The sequence below is a fragment of the Geobacter sp. genome, from assembly GCA_009684525.1.
Lineage (GTDB): Bacteria > Desulfobacterota > Desulfuromonadia > Geobacterales > DSM-12255 > Geoanaerobacter.
On the sequence record WKKR01000003.1, the window covers coordinates 40,179 to 62,828 of the forward strand.

The window sequence follows — 22,650 nt, forward strand, 5'->3', positions numbered from 1 at the left end:
TGCAATGGGAGGAGCATATCCCATAGTGCACGCCTATGGGGAATCGATGATCGCCTCCTCATCCATCGGAAATGGTTGCGGAAAACTATGGCACAAGAGAGAGATCCATGGGAATTACGGCAATCCTGGCAACGGCCATGAAACAGATTTCCTGGGGGCAGGTCGCAGATATCGCCGTAAAGTACGGCCCTGATTTCATCAGGAAACTCAAGGATCGTTTGCAGCAGCTCCCTGCCGGGGAAAATGAAGAGGCTGTGGTGGTTACGGCGCAGTTGAGCGAGCGGATCAGTGAGCTGGAAAGCGTGCTCATCAAGCAGGAGGCGCTGATCGAACAGCAGAACAAAAACATTGCCCTGCTGGAAGAGATCGGCAAGACGCTGCAGGCGCGGTTAAATATCTGCATGGCGCTGGCAGTGCTGTCCGCATTGTTGTCGCTCGTCCTCTGTCTTCTCCTGCTCAGACGCTGAACTGCTGATCGGGATCCCGCCATAATGTTTGCATTCAGCTGCCGCTGGCGATACCGCGAAGATTGTTGTGACCAGCCTGCATCGTGCCTGTTGACAAGACATGCAGAGCCAGCGAGGCTCGCCGGGGTGTCAAACCGGGACGACGCAGAAGCGTCCGAACAGGAGACTACGCATGACGGGGAACTGGCAGGTTTACATCATCCTCTGTTCGGATAACTCCTTCTATACGGGGATTACCACCGATATGGACAGACGGTTCCGTCAGCACGCCGAGGGACGAGGCGCCAGGTATTTCAGGGGGCGTCGACCGATACGGGTGGTCTATCTCGAAACGGGCCACTACCATTCTTCTGCAGCAAGGAGAGAGGTCCTGATCAAGTCAATGACCAGGGCTGACAAGGCACTCCTGGTGTTCGACAACCTTGACCCACAGCATGACCGCCTGTGCCTGTCCGCTGACCGGCAGGAACAGCTTTTACCACCATAGAGGACGACAATTCATGACGATTCAATGGTTTCCCGGACATATGGGCAAGGCCCTGGAGCAGATCGAAGACCTGATAAAACGGATAGACGTGGTGATTGAGGTGCTGGATGCCCGGCTTCCCGTTTCCAGCTCCAATCACAAGCTGGCGGCACTGCGGCGGAACAAGCCCTGGATCAAGGTGCTGAACAAGCATGACCTGGCCGACCCTGTCGTGACAAAGGCGTGGGTGCGCGACTTCGAGCAGCAGACCGGGGTACGTGCGCTCCCCCTGTCGGCAAAGAAGCATGCCGACACCAAGCAGTTGATCAGGCTCTGTCAGGGATTGGCGCCGAAACGGGGCAAGCCTGGCTTTCCTGTTCGTACCATGGTGGTGGGGATCCCCAATGTGGGCAAATCCACGCTGATCAATACCCTGGCGGGAAAGAGCATGGCCAGGGTCGGGGATCGGCCGGCGGTGACCACCACTACCCAGCAGATCGATCTGCGCAACGGCATAGTCCTGTCCGATACGCCAGGGGTGCTCTGGCCGGATATGAGCGACCAGAATGGGGCGTACCGGCTTGCGGCCAGCGGCGCCATCGGAGATAACGCCATGGACAGCGCCACGGTTGGTCTCTTTGCAGGCGAATACCTGCTGCGCAGGTATCCGGAACTGTTGAAGGCGCGTTATGGGCTGCAGGCTCTCCCCGGCTCCTCCCACGACCTGATAGAAGCCATTGGCCGTCGCCTGGGGTGTCTGACCGGGGGCGGAGAAGTGGACTTGAACCGGGCTTCCGAGGCGTTCCTGCGGGAGCTGCGGGCGGGGAAAATCGGCCGGATCAGTTTGGAAGAGCCTGCATTGACGCCAGCTGTTGCCGTTGTTGAGTGACGGATGCGAGGCAGAGCTGTGGCTGACACACTATCCAGGGGGAGGATATCCGGATGAAGAAACTGCTGCTGTGGGGGGCAGTGAGTTTGCTGACCACCGCCATCCTCGATCCGATTATCTATGCGATGCTGGAAAAACCGATACCCTGGATGCGTGACCTGCTGATGGGGGCTGGTGGTGTCGGGTGCTATTACCTGCTGGTCAGGTATCGGCACGAACTCTAACTGGTTTCCGTCCGGAAAGGGTTCTTTCCCGCCCTGGTGTCGTCAATCTGCGGGATTGCTTGTGCGGCGTACCGATGTATGCCTCCGCGCAATCCCTTGATTCCCTTGCCAGGACGAAAAATCCCTTCTTTCCGATCCGGAACCCATTAGTTTCTCAAGGAAGCTAATGGGACCTGACCAGGCCAGGCAAAAGAGCGCAATGTTGTGACCTTTTGCCCGGCCTGATGAGTGGTTCTTGTGGCCGTGTCTCAAATGGCTGAATTGAAATCGTTTATCTCATGGGGATCGTACTGTGGCTGCTCATGGGCGGAGCGCGAAGTCGCCACCTCGCCCTTCAGTTCATGCAGTGCAGCAATGACCCGTGAAATCTGCGCCCCCACCCGGACATCCTGATTGTGGGCATAGGCCTGTTCCATGGCCTGCAAGGCTGCGTTGATGTAATACCTGGGCTGCAGATCTGAATCACGCATGATTCCCTCCATTCCCCTTGTGGCAGTCCGCGTTGTTTACGAAGAATCCCCTGATCAGATGTCCCAGTTGTCGATTTTCATGGTGCCGTTTTTCGCCAGGTTGACCTGCATCTTGAAGACCCGGTCCAGCAGTTGCGGCTCATGACCGGCTTTACGTGAGAGGCAGTCTTTCGTCGCCCTGTCGAGATATTCCTGCAGCAGCGGCTTGTAGTCCGGGTGGGCGCATTTGTCGATAATGAGCTGGGCGCGGCTCTTCGGGTCGAGACCGCGCAGATCGGCCAGTCCCTGCTCCGTAACGAGTACATCCAGGTCATGCTCGGTGTGGTCGACGTGCGGTACATGCGGCACGACACAGGTGATGCCGGTCGGGTCGGTTTTGGTCGGCCGGGCCGACGGGGTGTGCATGATCGAGAGGTAGGCGTTGCGCAGGAAGTCGCCGGAACCGCCGATGCCGTTGATCATCCGCGTGCCGCCTACCAGGGTGGAGTTAGCATGGGCGTATATGTCGAACTCGATGGGGGTGTTCATGGCAATGCATCCCAGTCGGCGGATCGGCTCCGGGTGGTTGGCGATGGAGAGCGGTCGCATCAGGACCTTGTCGCTGTATTTGTCCCAGTTGTCGTAAAAACGTTTGAAGCCTTCGACCGAGAAAGAGAGGGAGACGGTTGAGGCGAAATCGAGTTTCCCGGAATCGAAGAAGTCGAGCATGGTGTCCTGCAGCACTTCGGTCCAGACCTTGAGACCGGTGAACGGGCCTTTTGCCAGGCCGCCGATAACCGCGTTGGCAATGGACCCGACGCCGGACTGGAGCGGCAGCAGGTTCTTCGGCAGCCGACCGGCCTTCACTTCCTGGGAGAAAAAGTCGACGATGTTGTTGGCAATGGCTTCGGAGGTGTCGTCCTGTTCACTGAAAGCCCGGCCGTTATCGGGCAGATTCGATTCGATGATTGCCACGATCCGGTCCGTATCGACCCGGACATAGGGGCTGCCGGAACGGTCGTCAACCCGGCTGATGAGATAGGGGAGGCGGTTGGGCGGGTTGACCGGGTCGATGATGTCGTGCAGGCCTTCGAAACTCGGGATCGAGGTGTTGATTTCTATGATGATCTGGTCGGCAATCTGCAGGATCTCCGGCACTGCACCGCAGGAGGCCGTCAGGACCAGGCCGCCGTTCTCGGTAATGGCAGAACATTCGATGATGGCGATGTCGAGGCGACCACCGTTTTCCTTGGTGAAAAAGCCATATCCCAGATCCTGGGAGAACATGGAAAGATGTTTGTCTCCCATGCGGATGCGCCCTTCATTGATCCCCGCCTGGATGTTCTTGCCGGTCTGGTAGGGCCAGCGCCGGTCGATCATGTCCAGAGAGGCCCAGCGGTCTTCGGTTTCGACGCCAACGGATGCACCGATGAAAAGGTTGAACTTCATTTTTCCCTGCAGCTGGTTTTTTTCCACGTGGTCTGCCAGGGCAATGGGAACCATCTTGGGGTAGCCGGCCGGGGTAAATCCGGACCAGCCGATGTTCATCCCGTTTTTGAACAGGGGAATGACCTCTGCAACCTGCTTAATCTTGGCGTGGAGACTGGATTTTCTGATTCTGTTGTGCAATTCCGACATCTGATTGTATCCTCCTTCGGTTGGAAAGTGGGTGCGCGCAGCACCGTGAGAGTGGGCATGGCCTGCCCGACCCGGGCTTCTTGACATTGCAACGAATTAGTGAAAAAAATCGAACGTTCGTTCGAAAACATCATAACAGCACCACGTTTGATTCGCAATAATTATCCCGGCAGTGCCAAGAAATTTGGCTTTAGCGCGAGACTTTGCTACTCTGTGCGACACACATTCAATCGGCTCGGGAACAATATGGCAAAAACGGACTGCCGTAACAAACTGATGGAGGTGGGAACGCAGTTATTCGCCGAACGCGGACTGAACGGCGTCAGCATCAGGGAACTGTCCCAGACCGCCGGCGTGAGCATCTCGATGATCTCCTATTATTTCGGCGGCAAGGAAGGGCTGTATGATGCGGTGCTGCGGGAACAGTTCGCCTGTTTTGACCAGATTGAGGAGATCAAGCGGCAAGGAGCTGACCCCCTGGCCGTGATCGAGGCCTACATCCGCTGGACCATCCAGCGGCACCGCAATAATCCTTACCTGTTGCGGTTCTATACCAGCGAACTCACTAACCCAACCCCTTTTTTTGCCGCGATCGTTTCCCCGGCTATCGGCAAAGTCATCAATATCCTGGTGGAGGTCATTGCTGACGGCGTGGCACGCAAGCAGTTCCGGGAGGATATCCATGCCGTGAACGCGGTGCTGGCCCTTGCCGGGATGGTCAATTATTTTTTCCTCAGCACGATGGCCACCGAAAACCTGATCAGCCATTCGCCCGAGAAAGACGAAGAATTGATCCAACAGTATGTTGCGATCTTCACCAGGGGGATCCTGGGTAAGCCGGCTGGGGTATAGGAGCACCGTACACAAAGACCTGATCAAGGGAGACTGCCGTGTCAAATCTGCTGGAGAGGCTGAAAGCAAGCATGGAGAGCGGGGACATCGACTCGTTACTCCTGAACGACGTGGTGAAAGGGTACAGTGAACTCACCGACCGGGTGAACCAGCTCGAAGAGCTTTTGATCATGATCGTGAGGACCGGTTGGCCTTGGGATGAGGAGGGTGAGCCCAATGCCATATTTCATGCAAGCAGGGACGGCTTTGCCGCGGCAATGGCCGAGGCGAGGGACCTGCTCGGCCTTCGGCGGAGCATGATCACCAGGACGGAGCCGAAGACCTGAGCAGATGGGGGAATTGTCTCGTCTGTACGGGTCTTCAAGCTGTGGTGATGAATGAAGGAGGAGGTTCATGATGATCCGTTTCGCAGTGTCGCTTCTTTTCGTGCTGTGGCTGCAACTCCTCTCGGGGTGCTCGGTCAAACATGTAACGACTGGCATCTATGAAGGGTTCCGGGTGCAGAACGATCTACAGAGCTCACCTGCCGAGCGTGTGGGCAGGCCGGAGTCGCCGGATTACGGGCAGTATGAACAGATGAAAAAGGAACAGAACTACTGACGTGACCTCCGGGTGGTACAGCACCTCCGTCGTCAGGTTTGGCTTGCCGCCATCTGTCAGGCGTGACATAATCCCTCTCACTGCATGACCCCTTACTGCCAGCATCCGCGCAGGAGCGTGTAATACCTTGGTTTCCTTATCCATGCGTCTCGTACAATTACTGATTTCCGTCGTCGCCGGCCTTTTCCTGGTCTTGGCCATTGTTGTACCGGTCCGAGCCCAGGAGGCGTTTGCCACCTATCCCCCCCTGCCGTCCGGATATTCCTCCATCAAGGTCTTCGACAACCAGGGGCGGTTTGTTGGCCGGATACTCCCTGAAAAAAGGTACTGGGTCTCCATCGACCGTATTCCCGCTTTCCTGCAAAAGGCGGTGGTGGCAGTTGAAGACTCCCGGTTCTATGAGCATGGGGGCATAGATATCCGGGGGATCGCCCGCGCCCTGGTAAAGGATGTGGTCAAAGGGAAACTTGCCGAAGGTGGGTCGACCATCACCCAGCAACTGATCAAGAACAAGTTCCTGTCCGGCGAGAAAACCATCGAGCGCAAACTCGAAGAAGCCCGTCTGGCCATGGAGTTTGAAAAGAAATATAGCAAGAGACAGATCCTGGAGATGTACTTCAACGAGATCTATTACGGCAATGGCGCCTGGGGGATTGCCCAGGCGGCCCGTCTCTATTTCGACAAGAATCCGGAAGAATTGACCGACGCCGAATGCTCCCTCTTGGCCGGGGTGCAAAAAAACCCGGGACGCTACAATCCTTTGGGGGTACCGGCGAAGGTCACGGGGCGGAGGGACGTGGTTCTCAAGCGGATGGTGGAGCTCGGCATGATCAACGCCCGGCAGAAGCAGGCGTTGCGAGCTAATCCTCCCTCGGTCATTCCAGTCGGTCAGGCCCCCCAGTACATGGCCCATATCCGGAATCGGCTTGTCGAACGGTATGGGCCGGAGATTGTGGAACAGGGTGGCCTGGATGTCATCACGGCCATGGACCTCAATCTGCAGAAGCTGGCGGAAAAAACCCTGAGCGAAGGGGTGAAACGGGTTTCTCCGAAGTTGCAGGGAGCATTGCTCTGCCTGGACCCGGCCACGGGCGATGTTCTGGCTGCGGTTGGCGGGGTTGATGCTATCCAGAGCTCATATAACCGGGCCTTCGTAGCCAGGCGGCAGCCCGGTTCCGCCATCAAGCCGCTGATCTATGCTGCGGCCCTGGAAAAGGGAATCACTGCCGGCAGCATTTGGGACGATACCCCGGCAGCCTACAATCGCGGCAACAATGACGTCTGGAAACCGTTGAACTATGGCAGGGAACAGTATGGGTCTTTGAGCCTCAGGGAAGCCCTGGCATACTCGAACAATGTCATTACGGTAAAGCTGCTGGATACGATCGGCGTTCCCTATTTCGTCGACTTTGCCGGGAAAGTCGGTCTTCCGTTACGCGCACAGCATGATCTCTCCCTGGCCCTTGGAACCGAGGAGGTGACCCTGCACGACCTGGTACAGGCATACACCCCGCTGGCCAACGCTGGGGTACGGGCGGAACCGAGGACCATCATTCGTGTATTTGATCGCCGGCGAAAGTCCTGGACCGAGAATCCCCCGGCAGTTTCCCCGGTCATGTCCCCGGCAACAGCTTTCATAACGACCTCCATGCTTCGGGATGTCATGGTGTATGGCACGGCCAAATCTCTCAATAAATTCAGCCAAGGGCGTCCAGCAGCCGGCAAGACCGGCACCACCGACGATTACCGGGATGCCTGGTTCATCGGTTATACGCCCCAGCTGATAACCGGCATCTGGGTGGGATATGACAAGCCCAGGCCGGGAGGCAAAGGCTTTACCGGAGGCGTGGTTGCCGCACCTGTCTGGGAACGGTTCATGCGGACGGCTTTGGCCTCCAAGCCGGTTGTTGATTTCCCGGCACCGGATACGGTCGTTTCCGTTTCGATCGATCCGACGACCGGCTTTCTGGCCAGATCCGGCTGCCCGGAAAAACGGGATGAGTTCTATGTCGTGGGAACCGAGCCGACCGAGCCCTGTCCCGAACATGAAGGTGATCCTCTCACCCCGGCAGTCCCGCTCGCTCCAGCGCCGGATGCCGACCAGCCGCAGTTGAACGACAGCCCTGAAGAAGGCTCTCTGCCGTTGGGGAAAACAGTTGCATTCCCCAGGCCGCATCGTGTATTAATAAAAAATCTGAAAGGGAGTAGCTAGCGAGACAAGGTCAACATACTGGTGCGCATGCACCTGGCCTTGTCATTGGTTTTTCACCAATAAGCGAGACTTTCAGCATCACCCTCCGGTGTGCTGCATGTCTCGTTTTTTTATTGTCCACCTGGGGAGGCTGCCGTGACGGCATTTTGGGCATCATTGATTTTCGTGGTTCTGGCCGAGATGGGAGACAAGACTCAGCTTCTGGCCATGGCTTTTGCCACCCGCTACAAGGCGTCGGTGGTCATGTGGGGGGTGTTCGTTGCCACGGCGTTGAACCATGCACTGGCCGTGGCGGTGGGCAATTACCTGACGGTGTTCGTCCCGCTCCAGTACATCCAGATTGCCGCAGCGGTCTCCTTCATCCTGTTCGGCCTCTGGACCATTCGGGGCGACCATCTGGAGGGTGAGGACAAGCGATTTTCCTTCAGCCCTTTCTGGACTGTTGCTGTCGCCTTCTTCATTGCCGAGATGGGGGACAAGACCCAACTGGCCACGGTTGCCCTTGCCGCAAAGTACCAGGCTCCGGTTGCCACCTGGCTCGGGACCAATGCCGGCATGCTGATCGCCGATGCCATCGGTATCGTCATCGGTATCGTCATGCATCGGCATATCCCCGAGCAGGCTGTCAAATGGGGCGCTGCGCTGGTTTTCATCGTCTTTGGGATCTACGGCATTCACGAAACCGTTCCCGACCGAATACTGACCCCTTTGGTCGAAACCGTCGGTCTTGCCGTCATTGCCGTGGCAGGATATCTGCTGGCGCGTGGGGGGGAGAAGGCGCCGGAGGCTGAAAGCTGACTGCTACTACATCCTGAATGCTTTCCCTCCATGGGAAGAAAGCCACGAAACAATCCTCTTGCCAATATTCTGCAATGGCAGCACCTCTTCAACGCCACCGTGTGCTATGGCCTCCTTCGGCATTCCGAACACCACGCAGCTCTCTTCGTCCTGGGCGATAGTGAACGCGCCCGCCGTGCGCATTTCCATCATTCCTGCGGCACCATCGTTCCCCATACCGGTGAGGATGACGCCAATGGCGTTTTTGCCGCCAGCATTGGATGCGGAGCGGAACAGCACGTCAACGGAGGGCCGGTGCCGATTTACCGGAGGACCGTCGGCAAGTTCGGTAATATAATTCGCTCCGCTCCGCCCGAGGAGCAGATGCCGGTTTCCCGGCGCCACATAGGCGTGTCCGGGGAGCACCCGCTCGCCATGCTCTGCTTCTTTGACGCTGATCCGGCATATTCCGTCCAGCCGCTTGGCAAAGGCCCTGGTAAAGGCCTCGGGCATGTGCTGGGTTACCAGGATGCCGGGTGAGTCCGCGGGCATGGCGCTGAGCAGTTCGCGCAATGCCTCGGTGCCACCGGTTGATGCTCCCACGGCAATCACCTTTTCAGTGCCGCTCAATGACCGGTGATTGACCGGTAGAACAGCATCGGCGCTCTGCTTCGGTTCGATGGAACGACCGTAGGATTTGGCTGTTGCGGGCTTGATGTGTGCCTTGGCGGCCACCCTTATCTTATCGGTTATTTCATGGGCGTATTCCGTTATGCCGGAGCGGATGTCGAGTTTCGGTTTGGTGACATAGTCCACCGCACCGAGTTCGAGAGCATGGAGGGTGATGAAGGAACTCTTTTCCGTCAGGGACGAGATCATGAGGACCGGCATGGGCCGCAGCTTCATGAGTTTGTCGAGAAAAACCAGGCCATCCATGCGCGGCATTTCCACATCAAGGGTGAGCACGTCCGGATTGAGAGCCTTGATCTTTTCCCGGGCGATGAGCGGGTCCTGCGCACAGCCTATGACCTCCATGTCATGCTGAGAGTTTATGATCTCCGTGAGAAGACTACGGATGAGTGCGGAATCGTCAATGACGAGAACCTTTATTGACATGGCAGCTCCCGGTGCAACTGCGTGGGTGTGGGTGTCAGACCATCGTCCGGCGAGGCTTGCAGCAGGCGTTTCACGAATACCTGCCCGGTTGCCGGATTGAAATAGACCTTGCGGGGAAAAATATCGCCCGTATCGACGGCTGCAACGTGAATGGCATGTTCAGAGAGGAACGCAAGGGCGAATTCCACATTCTTTCTGCCGATATCGGACATATCCGGGATCACCCTGCCTGCACCGAATATCTTTGCCCAGCAGCGGGACAGCACACCCCCCTGTCGAATCAGGTCGTCCAGCAGCATTTCCATGGCAGGCTGGCCATAGCGGCCGGTGCTATCCGGCTGCCTGCTCGTGCCCGGCATCATGAAATGGTTCATCCCGCCTATCCCGGTAACAGGGTCCTGAATGCAGACAGCCACGCACGACCCGAGCACGGTCATGAGCATCATACCGCTGGCGGAGACAAGATGTCCCCCCGGAAGGATCCTCATCGCATTGCGGCTGAAAGTCCGATCGAAATAGGGGGTAGGGGGTATTTCTTGCTGATGGTTCATGGTGCTTCCTCCACGATCAGCATCCGACGACCGGTCGATAGACGGTTTTCCCACACAGGCGGAGCAGTTCTGTTGCCTGGTGAAAGTTTTCCGAATGCCCGGCAAAAAACCTGCCGTCCGGCTGCAGGCGCGGAACGAATTTTTTTAGAATTCGGTACTGGGTCTCTTTGTCGAAATAGATCATGACATTGCGACAGAAGATGCTGTCAAACCGCTCGGAAAATCCCCAGTCGTCGTCGAGAAGATTCTTTCGACAGAAGGTGATGAGTTTCTTCAACTCCGGTTTGACACGGACAAAACCGGAATTCCTCCCCTCGCCCCGGAGAAAAAACCGTTTCATCCGTTCCGGCGACAACGAATTGATCCTTTCAATGGGGTAGACTCCCTGGCTAGCCAGTTCGAGGGCATTCGTATCAATATCGCTGGCAAAGATGCGAACGGGAGGAGCGAAGCTGTTGAACAGCTCGACCACGGTCATGGCGATGGAATAGGGTTCCTCTCCCGAGGAGGCTGCACAGCTCCAGATGCTGAGTGTTGACCTGCGACGAGCCTGTTCTTCCAGGTGTCTGGCCAGGATCGAAAAATGGTGCGGTTCCCGGAAGAACGAGGTGAGATTGGTGGTGAGGGCATTGATAAACGCCTCAAGTTCCTGGTGGTCGCCGTCTTCAATCAGGTCGAGATAGTCACTGAAGGAACAGATCTCCCGCACTCTCAGGCGTCGAGCAAGACGGCTGTAGACCATATGCTGCTTGTGCGGGTTCAGCGAGATGCCGGCGGTCTGGTAGATAAGCGTGCGAATCCGTTCAAAATCTTCATCCGTATACCTGAACTGATGCATGCCGGAGGTCTCGCCGTGAGGGGCATCCCTCACGGCGGACAGGACTGCTGCTGCATGATGTGTGGAAATGGGGGCCATGGCCGGGCGCCTGCCTAAAATTCCTTCCAATCGTCGTCTTCATAGCCAACTGCCTTCTTGAGACGGGGCGCCTGCTCCTCGTGCTTGGCTTCAGGCCGCGGGCTGGTAATCGATGTCTTTGCCGCGGGAGCCTGTCTGGATGAGCATGCCGTCTTTTTGGATGGGGTCATCGCCGGAATTGCCTGTTTTGCCACTTGTCTTGGCGCCGAGCGGAACGATTCGTCGAGTCTGAATTTGCTGACCAGTTCCACCATGGTCTTGGCCTGATCGGCGAGTGATTCGGCTGCTGCTGCCGCCTCTTCCACGAGTGAGGCGTTCTGTTGCGTCACATCATCCATTTGGGTGATGGCGGTATTGACCTGCTCAATACCACTTGACTGCTCAAGGGAGGCCGCGGAGATTTCGGCCATGATGTCGGTGACCCGCTTGATGCTGGTAACGATCTCGTTCATGGTCGTGCCCGCTTCGGTGACGAGCTTGCTGCCGTCTTCAACCTTGCTCACGGAATCTTCTATCAGCGACTTGATTTCCTTGGCGGCAGCGGCACTGCGCTGGGCAAGACTTCTCACCTCGCCGGCCACCACGGCGAATCCGCGGCCCTGTTCGCCGGCACGGGCTGCTTCCACGGCAGCGTTCAGGGCAAGGATATTGGTCTGAAAGGCAATGCCGTCGATCACGCTGATGATATCGGCGATCTTGCGTGAACTGCTGGTGATCCCTTCCATGGTGACCACGACCTTGTTGATCACGTCGCCGCCGCGAACCGCAACGTCGCTTGCAGTAACGGCAAGCTGGTTTGCCTGCTGGGCATTGTCGGCGTTCTGTCTCACGGTAGAGGTGAGTTCCTCCATGCTGGAGGCGGTCTCTTCCAATGCCGACGCCTGCTCTTCGGTCCTTTGCGACAGGTTCAGGTTGCCAGCGGATATCTGCTCGGTCGCGGTGGCGATGGAGTCGGCACCGGAACGGACCTCACCAACGATCTGGGCCAACCCCGTATTCATCATCTTCAGGGCGGTAAGCAGCTTGCCGGTCTCATCGCTGCTATTTACCTCGATGGTCCTGGTCAGGTCCCCCTCTGCGATGAGTTCGGAGACGACGATGGCTTCCGTAAGCGGTTGGCGGATGCGCTTGGCGACAAACCAGGCAAAGAGGAATATGAACGCCGCCAGGGCCAGCGTTCCGCCGACGATTTTCAGGCGCAGGGCCGCGAGCTCTTTTTTCACATCATCGACATAGATCCCGCTGCCGATCACCCAGCCCCAATCCTTGATCAGTTTGACCTGGGAGATCTTGGGCGAAGGGACGGTTGCGCCCGGTTTGGGCCACTGGTAGTTTACCTCTCCTTCACCCTTTTCTTTGGCAATCCGGGCAAATTCCACAAAGATCTGCTTGCCGTCAGGGTCTTTGATATCGTCAACCTTTTTCCCTTCGAGTTCGGGCTTCATCGGGTGCAGGACCATGGCAGGTTCAAGGGTGTTGATCCAGAAATATTCATTCCCCTGATACCGGAGTTTGCGGATGTTGTCGATAGATCGCTTCTGGGCTTCGGCTAAGGTCAGTTCGCCGCTCTTCACCTTGGCCTCGTACCCTTCGATGAGGGTAAAGACCGTATCGACGGCACTTGTCACCGTCAGCTGCTTTTCAGCCATGAGCTTCTTCTCCACCAGGGGAAGAAGGTAGAAGAGAATTCCTGCCAACAGGAGCGCGATGGTTACCATCGAAATGCTGAGAATCTTTGTCAGAATCGACCAGTCTTTGAACTGTTTTGTTTTCATCGGGATTACCTCGTTTGGGAATATGTGCAGCGGTTCAGGCCGCCAGGTCCATCAACTGCATGTCGGTACTGCTCAACAGTTTCTCGATATCGACCAGGATGAGCAGGCGTTCATCGCTGTTGGCCAGACCGGCGATATAGCTGGTGTCCATTGACGATGAAAGTTCCGGAGCCGGCCTGATCTGTTCGGGTAAAAGTGCCACGACGTCGGAGACCCCATCGACCACGATGCCGACCACCCGGTTCAGGATATTCAGGATGATCACCACGGTGAATTCTCCGTACTCTACCGTGCCGAGGTTGAATTTGATGCGCATGTCCACAATCGGGACAATAACCCCCCGGAGGTTGATCACTCCTTTCATGAATTCGGGAGTATTGGCGATCCTGGTGACGGCATCGTAGCCGCGGATCTCTTGTACCTTGAGGATATCCAGTCCGTACTCCTCCCCGCCGAGATTGAATGTCAGGTATTCTTTCGTTCCTGACGGCGCTGAAGCCCCGTTTATGATCTGCGATGCCTGTTCCATTACGCTGCTCCTTTTATTTCCCAATAAATTCATTCGCTATGCGGCCAGGTCCTTGAGCCGTCCGTGCCACTGACAGGCAATCTCTCCGACGTCGAGGATGAGAGCAACCCGACCATCACCCATGATGGTGGCTCCGGCCGTCCCCGGCACTTTTCGATAGTTTTCCTCCAGGCTCTTGATGACGACCTGCTGCTCATCCACCAGTGCGTCAACTTGCAACGCAACCCGCTCTCCTTCCGCATCGACCACCACCAGTACCCCTTCTTCCGGACGGCTCGCTGCGTCCCTGATGGTGAAGAGTTGGTGGAGCGGAATGAGCGGTATGAAGTCGCCGCGCATCTTCAATACCCTGCCGCTCTCCTGAATGCTCTGGATGTCGCCTGCAGAGGGTTGCAGCGATTCGACGATGGCGTTGATCGGGATGATGAATTTTTCGTTGCCGACCGCTACCGCAAGGCCGTCCAGGATCGCCAGGGTGAGGGGGAGGCTGAGAGTGATCCTCGTTCCCTGACCGCTTTTGCTGAAGATCTGGACCCTTCCCCCCAGCGCCTGCACATTTCTGGAGACCACGTCCATGCCGACGCCACGACCTGAAATGTCGGTAACGGCTTCCGCAGTCGAAAATCCGGGGGTGAAGATCAGTTGCCAGACTTCATCGTCGCTCATGCCATCGCTCACATCGATCCCCCGTTCAGCCGCTTTGCGCAGGATCCGCTCCCGGTCGAGTCCTGCACCGTCATCGACGACGTCGACAACTATTTTGCCGCCAATCTGCGATGCACGTAGCGTTACCGTTCCGACTGCTGGTTTGCCGGCCGCGATGCGTACGTCAGGGGTCTCGATCGCGTGGTCGAGAGCGTTCCGGACCAGGTGGGTAAGCGGGTCACTCATCTTCTCCACGAGGCCCTTGTCCAATTCGGTGCTCTCGCCAAAAATCCTCAATTCCACCTGCTTGCCGAGTTTTGCTGCAAGGTCGCGGATGAGCCTCGGGAAGCGGCTGAACACCAGATTGATCGGTACCAGTCGCATGGACATGACACTTTCCTGGAGATCGCGGGTGTTGCGGGCTAGTTGTTGCAGGCCGCGATAAAGGTCTGCGTGCAGAACCGGATCGAGGCTCCCTCCGATCTGGCTGAGCATTGCCTGGGTTATCACCAACTCGCCCACTTGGTTGATGATCTGGTCGACCTTTCTGACTCCGACCCGAATGGAGCCATCTGCAGGTTCTCTGGCATTTTTTGCTGAGACGGTTTCATGGGCAACGGGGTTGGTGCCCGGCTCGGGGGATGCTGCCGCCAGGACAGGCTGAGCCTTTGGGCCTTCTACCTTGATGATGATATCGCTGTCGTCGGCAACGAATTCGAAGATATCCCGGATTTCCCTTTCCGTTGTTTCCGCCTCAAGTGAAAGATGCCAGTGTGCATGGGCGAGTTCGGGATCGAACTCGTGAAGCTCTGGTACATCGGGGAATTCGGCAAAAGAGGACAAGGTCCCGAGGGAGGCGAGTTCGCCGAACAGATTTTCGATGCGAATGCCACGTTTGAAGATATCCGGCGAAGGGATGAAATCGATGGCGAACTTTTGCAGTCCCGCAACTGGGGTGGCCACGTGCACGACAGGAGTGGAGGTCTCTTCTCTGGGTGCGGTCCTGAAGTCCGCCATAATAGCGCGCAGGCCGGCGCAGGCCGAGTCATTGGCCTGTTGGTCAACCGCTGCTCCATGCCGGTGCCCGGCGAGCTGCATGGAGATGACATCGGTCGACTGGAGGAACAGGTTGACCATTTCGGGCGTCAGAACCAGTTGGTGGTTGCGGATCAGGTCAAGAACCGATTCGAGTTCATGAGTGATCGTCGTCATGTCGATAAAATCGAAGATGCCGCCACTCCCCTTGATGGAATGTGCTGCGCGAAACAGTGCATGCAGCGCTTCCTGATCGGGCCGGGCCGGGTCTATCTCCAGGAGGAGACGCTCCATTTCGGCGAGATGTTCGGTACATTCTTCGAAAAAGACTTCGGCGAGCTTGCCGAGGTCGATCATGTCAAATCCGGAATCTGTTTCTTCCATGGCCTCAGGCCCCTTCACTGTCGAATACCGGGGTAAACCCGAGTGTCTCCAGGCTTCCGCGAAGGGTTGGCGATGGATTCAAGAGCTTAGGCTCATGTCCGTTCCTGCGGATGGCGTGAAAGAAGATGGCGAGAAGCTGACAGCCGCTGGCATCGATCGATTCGATCCCCTGGGTACAGATTTCAGCCTGTTGCCGGGGTGCGCCTGTCGTGAAACTGCTCATGGATGAATTGAGAAACGGGAGTTGTGCAGCTACCCCGTTGATTGACCAGTTGCCACAGAGATTGATGCGGGTCGTATCGTGTGTTGATGCGGACATGGGGTTTCTCCTTTCTGTCGCTTCGGGCTGTGGTCGGCACTTCCGACGGTTCAGTAAGTGCAGATGCAGTGCCAAAGGCACAAAGGAGAAAATGCCGCAATATCGGTATGTTAATGGGTAGGTTGCGTCGAAGGGGTGCGACGGAGGTTGCGGGCAGAAATGCTGATGGAAAAAGCAACATGCTGATTTTCAAGGACTTTAAGTCATGCAATCAATGTCCTTGTTGCTCGTTTTGTCGTAAGGGGTGAAAGGGATGTCAGGCAACTGCCTTGCGGCTCAGCCGCTTATTGAGTGCCTGGCGGCTGATGCCGAGGTAGGTGGCGGCAATCCCCTGATTGCCGCCTGCCCGTTCCAGGGCATGAGTAATCAGGGACTCTTCTGCTTCCTGCAGAGTTGGCATTCTGCCGATATGGGGTGTGCACGGGTCCTGGTCGCCGAGGAACGCAAGGGGGGTAGACTGCTGCAGGGTCCTGACATGCTGTATCGCCTGTCTGAAGCTGTCGAGAGAGAGCATTTTGCTTTCATGCTGGGCAACGGCATCATAGACCATTGCGCGCAGCTCCCGGATATTGCCAGGGAAATCGTAGGTCGCAAGGTATGAGCAGAGTTCCGGCGGCGGGGTCGGCTTCCGTTTGCCGAGCGAGATTGCTGCCTCTTCAAGGAAAAAATCGAGGAGTAGCGGCAGATCCTCGCGTCGGTCGCGCAGGGGGGGGATGGTCACGGAATGGGTTCCGATACGATAGAAGAGATCCCGGCGAAAGGTGTTGTCCGTTACCATTTGCTGCAGGTTCCTGTTCGAGGCTGCCACGATCCTGACATCTGCCCGGCGAGGCGAGTCGGAACCGAGAGGGTAGTATTCCTGCTCCTGGAGGAGCCGCAGCAGTTTTACCTGCGAGGCGAGTTCCATGTCTCCGATCTCATCGAGAAAGAGCGTACCCCCTGCTGCCTGTGCGACAAGACCTTCCCGATCACGGTCGGCTCCGGTGTATGCACCGCGGCGATGGCCGAAGAGTGTGTCGGAAACGACCATGTCGTCCAGGCCCGCAATATTGATGGCAATGAACTTGCCCTTTCGGCCGCTCAGTTCGTGGACAGCACGGGCAGCCAGTTCTTTGCCGACACCCGTTTCTCCGGATATCAGGACCGGCTGGGGTGACGCCGCCACCGCCTCCAGGTATTGAAAGGCGCCATACATCCGCGGATTACGGGTGATCATCTGCGCGAACGCCCCGGCATTCTTCAATTTGCCGCTCAGCATTTGCTCGCGCAGGGAAGTGATCTCAGAACGGAGCATAAGGAGTTCCTGGGCCTTGGCTACGCTTGCTATGAGCCTCGTCGTTTCTGCGGGTTTGACCAGGTAGTCGAAAGCGCCGGCCTTCATGCATTCGACTGCCAGCTCCACTTCGTTGGCAGCGGTCATGATGATGACGGGAATCTGTGGAAACTGGTCGACGATCTCTTTGAGCAGTTCGTATCCGGGAAGGTGCGGCATGTAGAGGTCGAGGACCACCAGAGCGATCTCTCTCCTGGAGAGGATTCCCATGACCTGCCGGCTGTCGCTCTCGGTGAGCACGCTGCCGAATCCGGCGCTCCGCAAAGTGATGCTGGTGGAGAAAAGGATCTGTTCTTCGTCGTCGACGAGGAGTATGGGGAACGATGCCTTGTCTTTCACGGTGAGGCTCCTTTGCAACAGCTCTTAGGCCATCGGCAGGGTCACGGTTACCGTTGTTCCTCTGCCAGGTGTCGACTCAAAGTGGAGCGTGCCATTGTGTTCGTGGATGATGGATGCGGAGATGGAAAGACCGAGACCGGTGCCTCCCCGGTCGAGTTTGGTGCTGAAAAACGGTTCAGTGAGCCGGTCCATGACCTCCCTGGTCATGCCGGCGCCTTCGTCCTGTACCATGACGGTTACAGCCCCTGCATGCCGGTCCCATGTAGTTGCGACGGTGACTCCGGCCCGCTTGTCCGGCAGGGCCTGGAGCGCATTCATGATCAAGTTTATCAGAACCTGCTCAATTTGCTGGGCCTTCCCGTTGGCCGGCGGCAGATCGTCAGCCAGCGTCAGCCGAAAGTGATCGGTCAGGCTGTGAATCTGATGGCTGAGTATGGTCTTGGCATCGAGAATGATGCGGTTTATGTCGATTGGCCTATGGGTCTTGGAAGTGTCTTCGCGAGCAAAATCCTTCAGGTTGGACACAATGGCGCTGATGCGTTTCGAACCTTCCTTGAGTCCGGTAGTGAGGCGCGGGATGATCTCCACAAGTTCGGAAGAGGGCAATCCGCCGAGGAAAAATTCACCCTCCTCGTTGTGGTACGCCGAAAGGATGGGAAGGATGTCATGCCAGATCTTTTCGAGCAGCATGGCATTACCCTGGATGAACGTATTGGGGTTGTTGATCTCATGGGCAATGCCGGAAACCAGCACCCCGAGCGACGTCATCTTGTTTGCATGAATCAGCCTGGCCTGGGTCGCGCGGGCTTCCTCCTCCAGCCTGATCCGCTCGCTGATGTTACGGATAGAGCAGTAGATGACCTCTTCGTTTCTGAGGTTGATGACCTTGCCCCAGAGAGAAATGGCTATCTGCTCGCCGTTTGGTCTGCTGGCACCGACCTGGCCGAGATGGAAAGAACGTCCTCCATCCTCGAAGGTAAGGGCGTGGAGAACCGTGTTGTAGTATTCAGGTGCAATCAGCGGCCAGAGCCCGATCTCTGCCAATTCCTGACTTGAGCGCTCGGTGAGGGTTTCCGCAGCCGGGTTCGCATCGATGATCTCGAACGTATTGCGGGAAAGGAGCAGGATCGCATCCTCGTTCTGCTCGAACAGTTCACGGAAACGTTCCTCGCTCAGGCGGATTGCCGTCTCGGCGTCCTTCCGTTCGGATATATCCTGCACGGTCCCCTGCATGCGCAACGGAGAACCATCGGTTCCGCATTCCACACTGCCTTGCTCGTGCACGGAACGGATCTGGCCATCGGCAAGGACGATCCGGTGTTCGATGGAGAAGGGGACCCGATTGTCCAGGGAGAACTCGACAGCGTTCCTGACGGCCTCAAGGTCGTCCGGATGGATGAGGTTGAGAAACGCTTCATAGCTGGTGCTGCATTTTCCAGGGTCAAGGCCGAAAATCCGGTAGACCTCATCCGACCAGACCAGGGTATTGGTGCGGATATCCCAGTCCCAGTTGCCCAGCCGGGCGATCTGTTGCGCCTTGGCCAGACGTTTCTCGCTCTCGCGCAGGGCGTCTTCGGCCCGCTTGCGCATGTCGATGTCGCGGGAAATCCCGGTCGTGCCGGCGATATTCCCATATTCATCGATAACCGGCATCTTGATGGTTTCTACCCAGTGTCGCTCGCCGGAAGTATCCTCGACAAGCTCCTCGAGCTGCTTCTTCCGGCAGAGCGTCATGACTTCCCGGTCGTCGGTGCGGTAGGCTTCCGCAAGGTCACGCGGCCAGATATCCAGGTCGTTCTTGCCGACCAGTTTCTGGGGGGTTGATCCACAGATGTTGGCAAAAGCCTCATTGGTTACCACGAATCTGCTCTCCGCATCCTTGAGCCAGACCAGGTCCGGGATGTTGTCCAGGATGGCCTGGACCCTCCTCTGATGGACCCTGAGCGTTGCCGTGGCCTGCTTCATCTCTGTGACATCGACCATGACGTTGACGATCCCTTCGGGAGTCCTTCCCTGTCGGCCAAACGTCGCCTTGCTGAAAATAAGGTCATGGTTTTTGCCATCGGCAAAGGGGAGGGACGCCTCGAAGGTCTGAACTCCCGGATTGGCGAGCAATTCCCGGTCCTTCTCGGTATACCATGCCGCCAGGTCGGGCTCCAGCAATTCAAAGACCGTCCGCCCGATGATATAGCCTTCCTCATGGCCGAGTGCGTGGGCAAATGCCTTATTGCAGCCGATGTAGACCCCGGCGGCATTTTTGTAGAGGACCGGATTCGGGATCGTGTCGATGAGCGTTTTCAGAAAATAGACATTTGCCTGTAGCGAGTCGAGGATATTGTGCCGCTCGATGGCCAGTCCTGCCAGGTAGGTAATACGTTCGGCGAGCTGCAGTTCAGCTTCCTGCGGTTCCCGGACCGTGGGGAAATAGATGGCAAATGTGCCGAGCAGATCGTTGTTGCTGGCGATGATCGGAATGGCCCAGCATGCCCTCAGCTCGTACTTGAGCGGTACAGCGGCACTTTGCGCACAGCGCGGGTCAGTGGTGATGTCGGCAACGATCTCTGGTGAACGGTTATAGGCGGAGGCCCCGCAGGAGCCGCAGTTCGGACCGATCCTGGTTTCGTCGATCTCCCTGGCGAATGCTTCCGGCAGGCTCGGGGCAGAGCAGATTCGCAGAAGTGTCTTGTCCGGGTCCAGGGAGAGAATGACACACCGGGATGACGGTATCTGCCCCTCCACGGTGCGACAGATGAGATCAAGGGTGGCGGTGAGCGGCGAGGCTCCGGCGATCTGTTCCATGATCCATCGTTCCTGGCTCAGGAACTGTTCGGTTTTCTTCCGCTCGGTAATGTCCAGATACGACATGACGCTCTGTGAGGTGCCGGGGATCAGGCAGACACTGGCAAGGATGCAGTGGGCCTCGTCATTCCGATCGATAAAATCGAATTCGTAGACGGAAGGGGCATGTCCCGATCCGCTACGCCGGCGGTAGTGATACCCGAGCATCCGCTCGCGATCATCGCCGGTAACGAATGCGGTCCAGCTTTTCCTCCCTTCGATCTCTTTACGGGGAAATCCGGAAAGCCGGACAAATTCCTCGTTGACAAGGGAGATGGTGGTGTCTTCCTCAATGATAACCATGGCTGTTCCGGTGGTCTCGAAGACGGTCCGGTAGCGCTCTTCCGAGCGCCGCAGCAGGTTTTCCGCTTCCAGTTCTGCCGAGATATCCGAGAAGACGATGACGAAACCGATGACGTTGTTCTTTCCATGCAGCGGCGTGCAGTAATACTGGACAGAGAAACCCGTTCCGTCCTTTTTCCAGAACAGCTCGCCCCTGCCCCTGTGCGGTGTGCCGTTTTCCCTGACCTGATGGATGGGGCACTCCGCAATCGGGTAATCGCTGTCGTCTCCCCTGTGATGATGGAGAGTGGCATGACTCGGCCGGCCGATGAGTTCTTCCACTTCATAGCCGAGCATGGCAGCGGCAGCGGGATTGATGAAGGAGATATTGCCGTCAGGATTGACGCCGTAGATCCCTTCCCCGACCGATTCCAAAAGGAGCCTGGTGTATGCCTCGCTCTGGATGAGGGCCTCGTTGGTCCTGCGTCGTTCCAGTTCGCCTTCGGCTCCGGTGGCAATTATCCTGAACAGGGGTTCCAGCTTGGCCCGATCAGGCAGGCGTTCCTTGCCCAGAATTGCCAGGATGCCGATGAGCAGCCCCCTGGAATCGTAGAGGGGGACCCCCATGTACCCCTCGATCTCCATATCCTTGACTACCCGATCATCGGGATAGAGTGCACTGATGCCTTCCTGGCAATAATAGATGCCCTGCTCGGCTGCCAGGCCGCAGAGAGTGCCATGCAGAGGGTAAGAGAAGTTCGGCACGATGCCGTCGTTGCGGGCAACGGCTATGGTATCTGCTTGCGGGACTGCACCGGAAATTTCAGCGATAAGGGCAATGTTTGACCCGGTGAGCCTGCAGAGCTGCAGCACCAGGTTCCGGAAGAATGATTCGCCGCCGGGTTCCGACAGGACGGTGGCGATATCCCAGAGTCTGTTTTCCAGCTGCCGACGCTCGGTGACATCGTGTACCGTGCCGAGCAGGAGCATCTCACCGTCGAGAGGAATGGATTTGAGCGCAACCTCTGTCTCGACGACGGAGCCATCTTTTCGCCTGTGCAGCCAGGGGAAATATTCGGTCGAGCCGGCCAGGGCCTTTTGCACATGGTCGGCGGATTTTACCGCCGATGACTGTCCATCGGGTTGCAGTTCAGGGGAAAACTGCGCAGGGGTGAGGCCGATCAGTTCGCTGCGCTCATAGCCGAGCAGTTGCAGTGCCTGGGCGTTGCAGTCGATGATCACATCGGAAAAGAGCATGATGGCTTCAGGCGAGTCGGCAAACAGGGCATGGAATTTTTTTTCGCTCTGCTCGAGGGCCTCATCGATCTTGCGGCCGATGGTAAGGAGGGCAAAGGCGAAGATGCTGGCAATGATGCAGAGGAAAACGGAGGTTGCGATGACGTTGCGCCTGATCAGCTGGTAATGCCGGAGATATTCGCTTTCCTTGACCCCGACATAGATGGCGCCGATCATCCGCCCCGAGGCGTCAATGATCGGATCGTAGGCTGCGAAATAGGGTTCGCCGAGGATGATCGATTCGCCGCGGTACGGCACCTTTCTGACGAAGAGGGCCTGATAGGCAGGGCCAACAAGTTTCGTCCCCACGGCCCGCTGCCCCCTCTCGTTCCGGACGCTGGTGGCAATCCTGGTGTCGCCGAGGAAAATCGTTGCAGTTCCGCCGAAGATGGAACTGATGGTGTCGGGCATCTCAAAGTTGTTGTTCAGTACCATGTTGCCGAGATACAGGGTGGATCCTTCCACCCGGAAGGTGCCACCTTTGGACCTGATCAGCTGCCAGAAGGTCTTGATCCCCTGGTCCTGTTCACGATGGGCATGGCGAAGCCCTTCCTCCCGGATCTGTTCGAGGAAATACCTGGTCATCAGCGTGAAGGCCGCAAGGACAATGACCAGGGAGAGCAGGATGGGGCGTGCCTGAAATTTCACGTGCATGTCATCTGCCTGGTTTGGGTTGCTGCACAGTCGTTTCGGGGATGGTATGGCGTCAACGTCGGTC

General features: G+C 57.2%; 19 protein-coding genes. 8 read left to right on the forward strand and 11 right to left on the reverse strand.

The genetic code is table 11. The features are described from left to right. Nucleotides 1-107: 107 nt before the first annotated feature. The 3 genes from GJT30_11165 (at nucleotide 108) to ylqF (ending at nucleotide 1,822) form a co-directional block, all read left to right on the forward strand. Nucleotides 108-467, forward strand: coding sequence for a hypothetical protein (locus GJT30_11165; GenBank protein ID MSM40166.1), 360 nt, complete (start codon nucleotides 108-110; stop codon nucleotides 465-467). A gap of 172 nt (nucleotides 468-639) precedes the next feature. Continuing rightward, a complete protein-coding gene (locus GJT30_11170) occupies nucleotides 640-954 on the forward strand; it encodes a GIY-YIG nuclease family protein (GenBank protein MSM40167.1) in 315 nt (104 codons plus the stop codon). Between the two features lie 13 nt (nucleotides 955-967). Then, nucleotides 968-1,822 (forward strand): ribosome biogenesis GTPase YlqF, encoded by an 855-nt coding sequence (ylqF, locus tag GJT30_11175; protein ID MSM40168.1) that lies wholly within the window; start codon nucleotides 968-970, stop codon nucleotides 1,820-1,822. A gap of 472 nt (nucleotides 1,823-2,294) precedes the next feature. On the opposite strand, the gene GJT30_11180 is transcribed toward ylqF, so the two are convergent. Both GJT30_11180 and GJT30_11185 read right to left on the reverse strand, forming a co-directional pair. Beyond that, nucleotides 2,295-2,516, reverse strand: coding sequence for a hypothetical protein (locus GJT30_11180; GenBank protein MSM40169.1), 222 nt, complete (start codon nucleotides 2,514-2,516; stop codon nucleotides 2,295-2,297). A gap of 54 nt (nucleotides 2,517-2,570) precedes the next feature. Beyond that, the gene (locus tag GJT30_11185; GenBank protein ID MSM40170.1) at nucleotides 2,571-4,133 is read right to left on the reverse strand and encodes an acetyl-CoA hydrolase; all 1,563 of its coding nucleotides are present in this window, start codon (nucleotides 4,131-4,133) and stop codon (nucleotides 2,571-2,573) included. A 246-nt stretch (nucleotides 4,134-4,379) separates the two neighbouring features. On the opposite strand from GJT30_11185, the gene GJT30_11190 reads away from it, so the two are divergent. The 5 genes from GJT30_11190 to GJT30_11210 all read left to right on the forward strand — a co-directional run bounded on the left by GJT30_11190 (nucleotide 4,380) and on the right by GJT30_11210 (nucleotide 8,595). Continuing rightward, complete coding sequence (locus tag GJT30_11190; protein MSM40171.1) at nucleotides 4,380-4,985, forward strand: TetR family transcriptional regulator; 606 nt, start codon at nucleotides 4,380-4,382, stop codon at nucleotides 4,983-4,985. A gap of 38 nt (nucleotides 4,986-5,023) precedes the next feature. Then, entirely contained in the window at nucleotides 5,024-5,311 is a 288-nt protein-coding gene (locus GJT30_11195; GenBank protein ID MSM40172.1) for a hypothetical protein, read from the forward strand. Nucleotides 5,312-5,378: 67 nt separating this feature from the next. Then, the gene (locus GJT30_11200; GenBank protein ID MSM40173.1) at nucleotides 5,379-5,585 is read left to right on the forward strand and encodes a hypothetical protein; all 207 of its coding nucleotides are present in this window, start codon (nucleotides 5,379-5,381) and stop codon (nucleotides 5,583-5,585) included. A gap of 142 nt (nucleotides 5,586-5,727) precedes the next feature. Beyond that, entirely contained in the window at nucleotides 5,728-7,797 is a 2,070-nt protein-coding gene (locus tag GJT30_11205) for a PBP1A family penicillin-binding protein (GenBank protein ID MSM40174.1), read from the forward strand. 135 nt (nucleotides 7,798-7,932) lie between these two features. Then, on the forward strand, nucleotides 7,933-8,595 hold the full coding sequence (locus tag GJT30_11210) for a UPF0016 domain-containing protein (GenBank protein MSM40175.1): 663 nt from the start codon (nucleotides 7,933-7,935) through the stop codon (nucleotides 8,593-8,595). 6 nt (nucleotides 8,596-8,601) lie between these two features. Here the strand turns inward: GJT30_11210 and cheB are convergent, their stop codons facing one another. From cheB to GJT30_11255, 9 genes are all read right to left on the reverse strand, one after another. Further along, nucleotides 8,602-9,690, reverse strand: a complete 1,089-nt coding sequence (cheB, locus tag GJT30_11215; GenBank protein ID MSM40176.1) for a chemotaxis-specific protein-glutamate methyltransferase CheB — start codon at nucleotides 9,688-9,690, stop codon at nucleotides 8,602-8,604. Then, nucleotides 9,681-10,241 carry a chemoreceptor glutamine deamidase CheD gene (locus GJT30_11220; protein MSM40177.1) on the reverse strand — a complete coding sequence of 187 codons (561 nt, stop codon included), beginning with the start codon at nucleotides 10,239-10,241 and terminating at the stop codon, nucleotides 9,681-9,683. The genes cheB and GJT30_11220 overlap by 10 nt, the downstream gene beginning before the upstream one ends. A gap of 16 nt (nucleotides 10,242-10,257) precedes the next feature. After that, complete coding sequence (locus GJT30_11225) at nucleotides 10,258-11,079, reverse strand: chemotaxis protein CheR (GenBank protein MSM40178.1); 822 nt, start codon at nucleotides 11,077-11,079, stop codon at nucleotides 10,258-10,260. A gap of 92 nt (nucleotides 11,080-11,171) precedes the next feature. Further along, nucleotides 11,172-12,932: a HAMP domain-containing protein gene (locus tag GJT30_11230; GenBank protein MSM40179.1), complete on the reverse strand. Its 1,761-nt coding sequence runs from the start codon at nucleotides 12,930-12,932 to the stop codon at nucleotides 11,172-11,174. A 34-nt stretch (nucleotides 12,933-12,966) separates the two neighbouring features. Then, nucleotides 12,967-13,461: a chemotaxis protein CheW gene (locus GJT30_11235; GenBank protein MSM40180.1), complete on the reverse strand. Its 495-nt coding sequence runs from the start codon at nucleotides 13,459-13,461 to the stop codon at nucleotides 12,967-12,969. Between the two features lie 36 nt (nucleotides 13,462-13,497). Continuing rightward, nucleotides 13,498-15,525 (reverse strand): chemotaxis protein CheA, encoded by a 2,028-nt coding sequence (locus tag GJT30_11240; protein MSM40181.1) that lies wholly within the window; start codon nucleotides 15,523-15,525, stop codon nucleotides 13,498-13,500. Nucleotides 15,526-15,529: 4 nt separating this feature from the next. After that, complete coding sequence (locus GJT30_11245) at nucleotides 15,530-15,844, reverse strand: STAS domain-containing protein (protein MSM40182.1); 315 nt, start codon at nucleotides 15,842-15,844, stop codon at nucleotides 15,530-15,532. 256 nt (nucleotides 15,845-16,100) lie between these two features. Further along, the gene (locus GJT30_11250) at nucleotides 16,101-17,516 is read right to left on the reverse strand and encodes a response regulator (protein MSM40183.1); all 1,416 of its coding nucleotides are present in this window, start codon (nucleotides 17,514-17,516) and stop codon (nucleotides 16,101-16,103) included. A 24-nt stretch (nucleotides 17,517-17,540) separates the two neighbouring features. Next, complete coding sequence (locus tag GJT30_11255; GenBank protein MSM40184.1) at nucleotides 17,541-22,586, reverse strand: PAS domain S-box protein; 5,046 nt, start codon at nucleotides 22,584-22,586, stop codon at nucleotides 17,541-17,543. Between the last annotated feature and the right edge of the window lie 64 nt (nucleotides 22,587-22,650).

What these genes read in the sequence shown, in the direction of transcription:
- GJT30_11165 (MSM40166.1), top strand. Translation starts at nt 108, where the DNA reads ATGGGAATTACGGCAATCCTGGCAACGGCCATGAAACAGATTTCCTGG.
- GJT30_11170 (MSM40167.1), top strand. Translation starts at nt 640, where the DNA reads ATGACGGGGAACTGGCAGGTTTACATCATCCTCTGTTCGGATAACTCC.
- ylqF (MSM40168.1), top strand. Translation starts at nt 968, where the DNA reads ATGACGATTCAATGGTTTCCCGGACATATGGGCAAGGCCCTGGAGCAG.
- GJT30_11180 (MSM40169.1), bottom strand. Translation starts at nt 2,516, where the DNA reads ATGCGTGATTCAGATCTGCAGCCCAGGTATTACATCAACGCAGCCTTG.
- GJT30_11185 (MSM40170.1), bottom strand. Translation starts at nt 4,133, where the DNA reads ATGTCGGAATTGCACAACAGAATCAGAAAATCCAGTCTCCACGCCAAG.
- GJT30_11190 (MSM40171.1), top strand. Translation starts at nt 4,380, where the DNA reads ATGGCAAAAACGGACTGCCGTAACAAACTGATGGAGGTGGGAACGCAG.
- GJT30_11200 (MSM40173.1), top strand. Translation starts at nt 5,379, where the DNA reads ATGATGATCCGTTTCGCAGTGTCGCTTCTTTTCGTGCTGTGGCTGCAA.
- GJT30_11205 (MSM40174.1), top strand. Translation starts at nt 5,728, where the DNA reads ATGCGTCTCGTACAATTACTGATTTCCGTCGTCGCCGGCCTTTTCCTG.
- cheB (MSM40176.1), bottom strand. Translation starts at nt 9,690, where the DNA reads ATGTCAATAAAGGTTCTCGTCATTGACGATTCCGCACTCATCCGTAGT.
- GJT30_11220 (MSM40177.1), bottom strand. Translation starts at nt 10,241, where the DNA reads ATGAACCATCAGCAAGAAATACCCCCTACCCCCTATTTCGATCGGACT.
- GJT30_11225 (MSM40178.1), bottom strand. Translation starts at nt 11,079, where the DNA reads ATGCATCAGTTCAGGTATACGGATGAAGATTTTGAACGGATTCGCACG.
- GJT30_11230 (MSM40179.1), bottom strand. Translation starts at nt 12,932, where the DNA reads ATGAAAACAAAACAGTTCAAAGACTGGTCGATTCTGACAAAGATTCTC.
- GJT30_11235 (MSM40180.1), bottom strand. Translation starts at nt 13,461, where the DNA reads ATGGAACAGGCATCGCAGATCATAAACGGGGCTTCAGCGCCGTCAGGA.
- GJT30_11240 (MSM40181.1), bottom strand. Translation starts at nt 15,525, where the DNA reads ATGGAAGAAACAGATTCCGGATTTGACATGATCGACCTCGGCAAGCTC.
- GJT30_11245 (MSM40182.1), bottom strand. Translation starts at nt 15,844, where the DNA reads ATGTCCGCATCAACACACGATACGACCCGCATCAATCTCTGTGGCAAC.
- GJT30_11255 (MSM40184.1), bottom strand. Translation starts at nt 22,586, where the DNA reads ATGCACGTGAAATTTCAGGCACGCCCCATCCTGCTCTCCCTGGTCATT.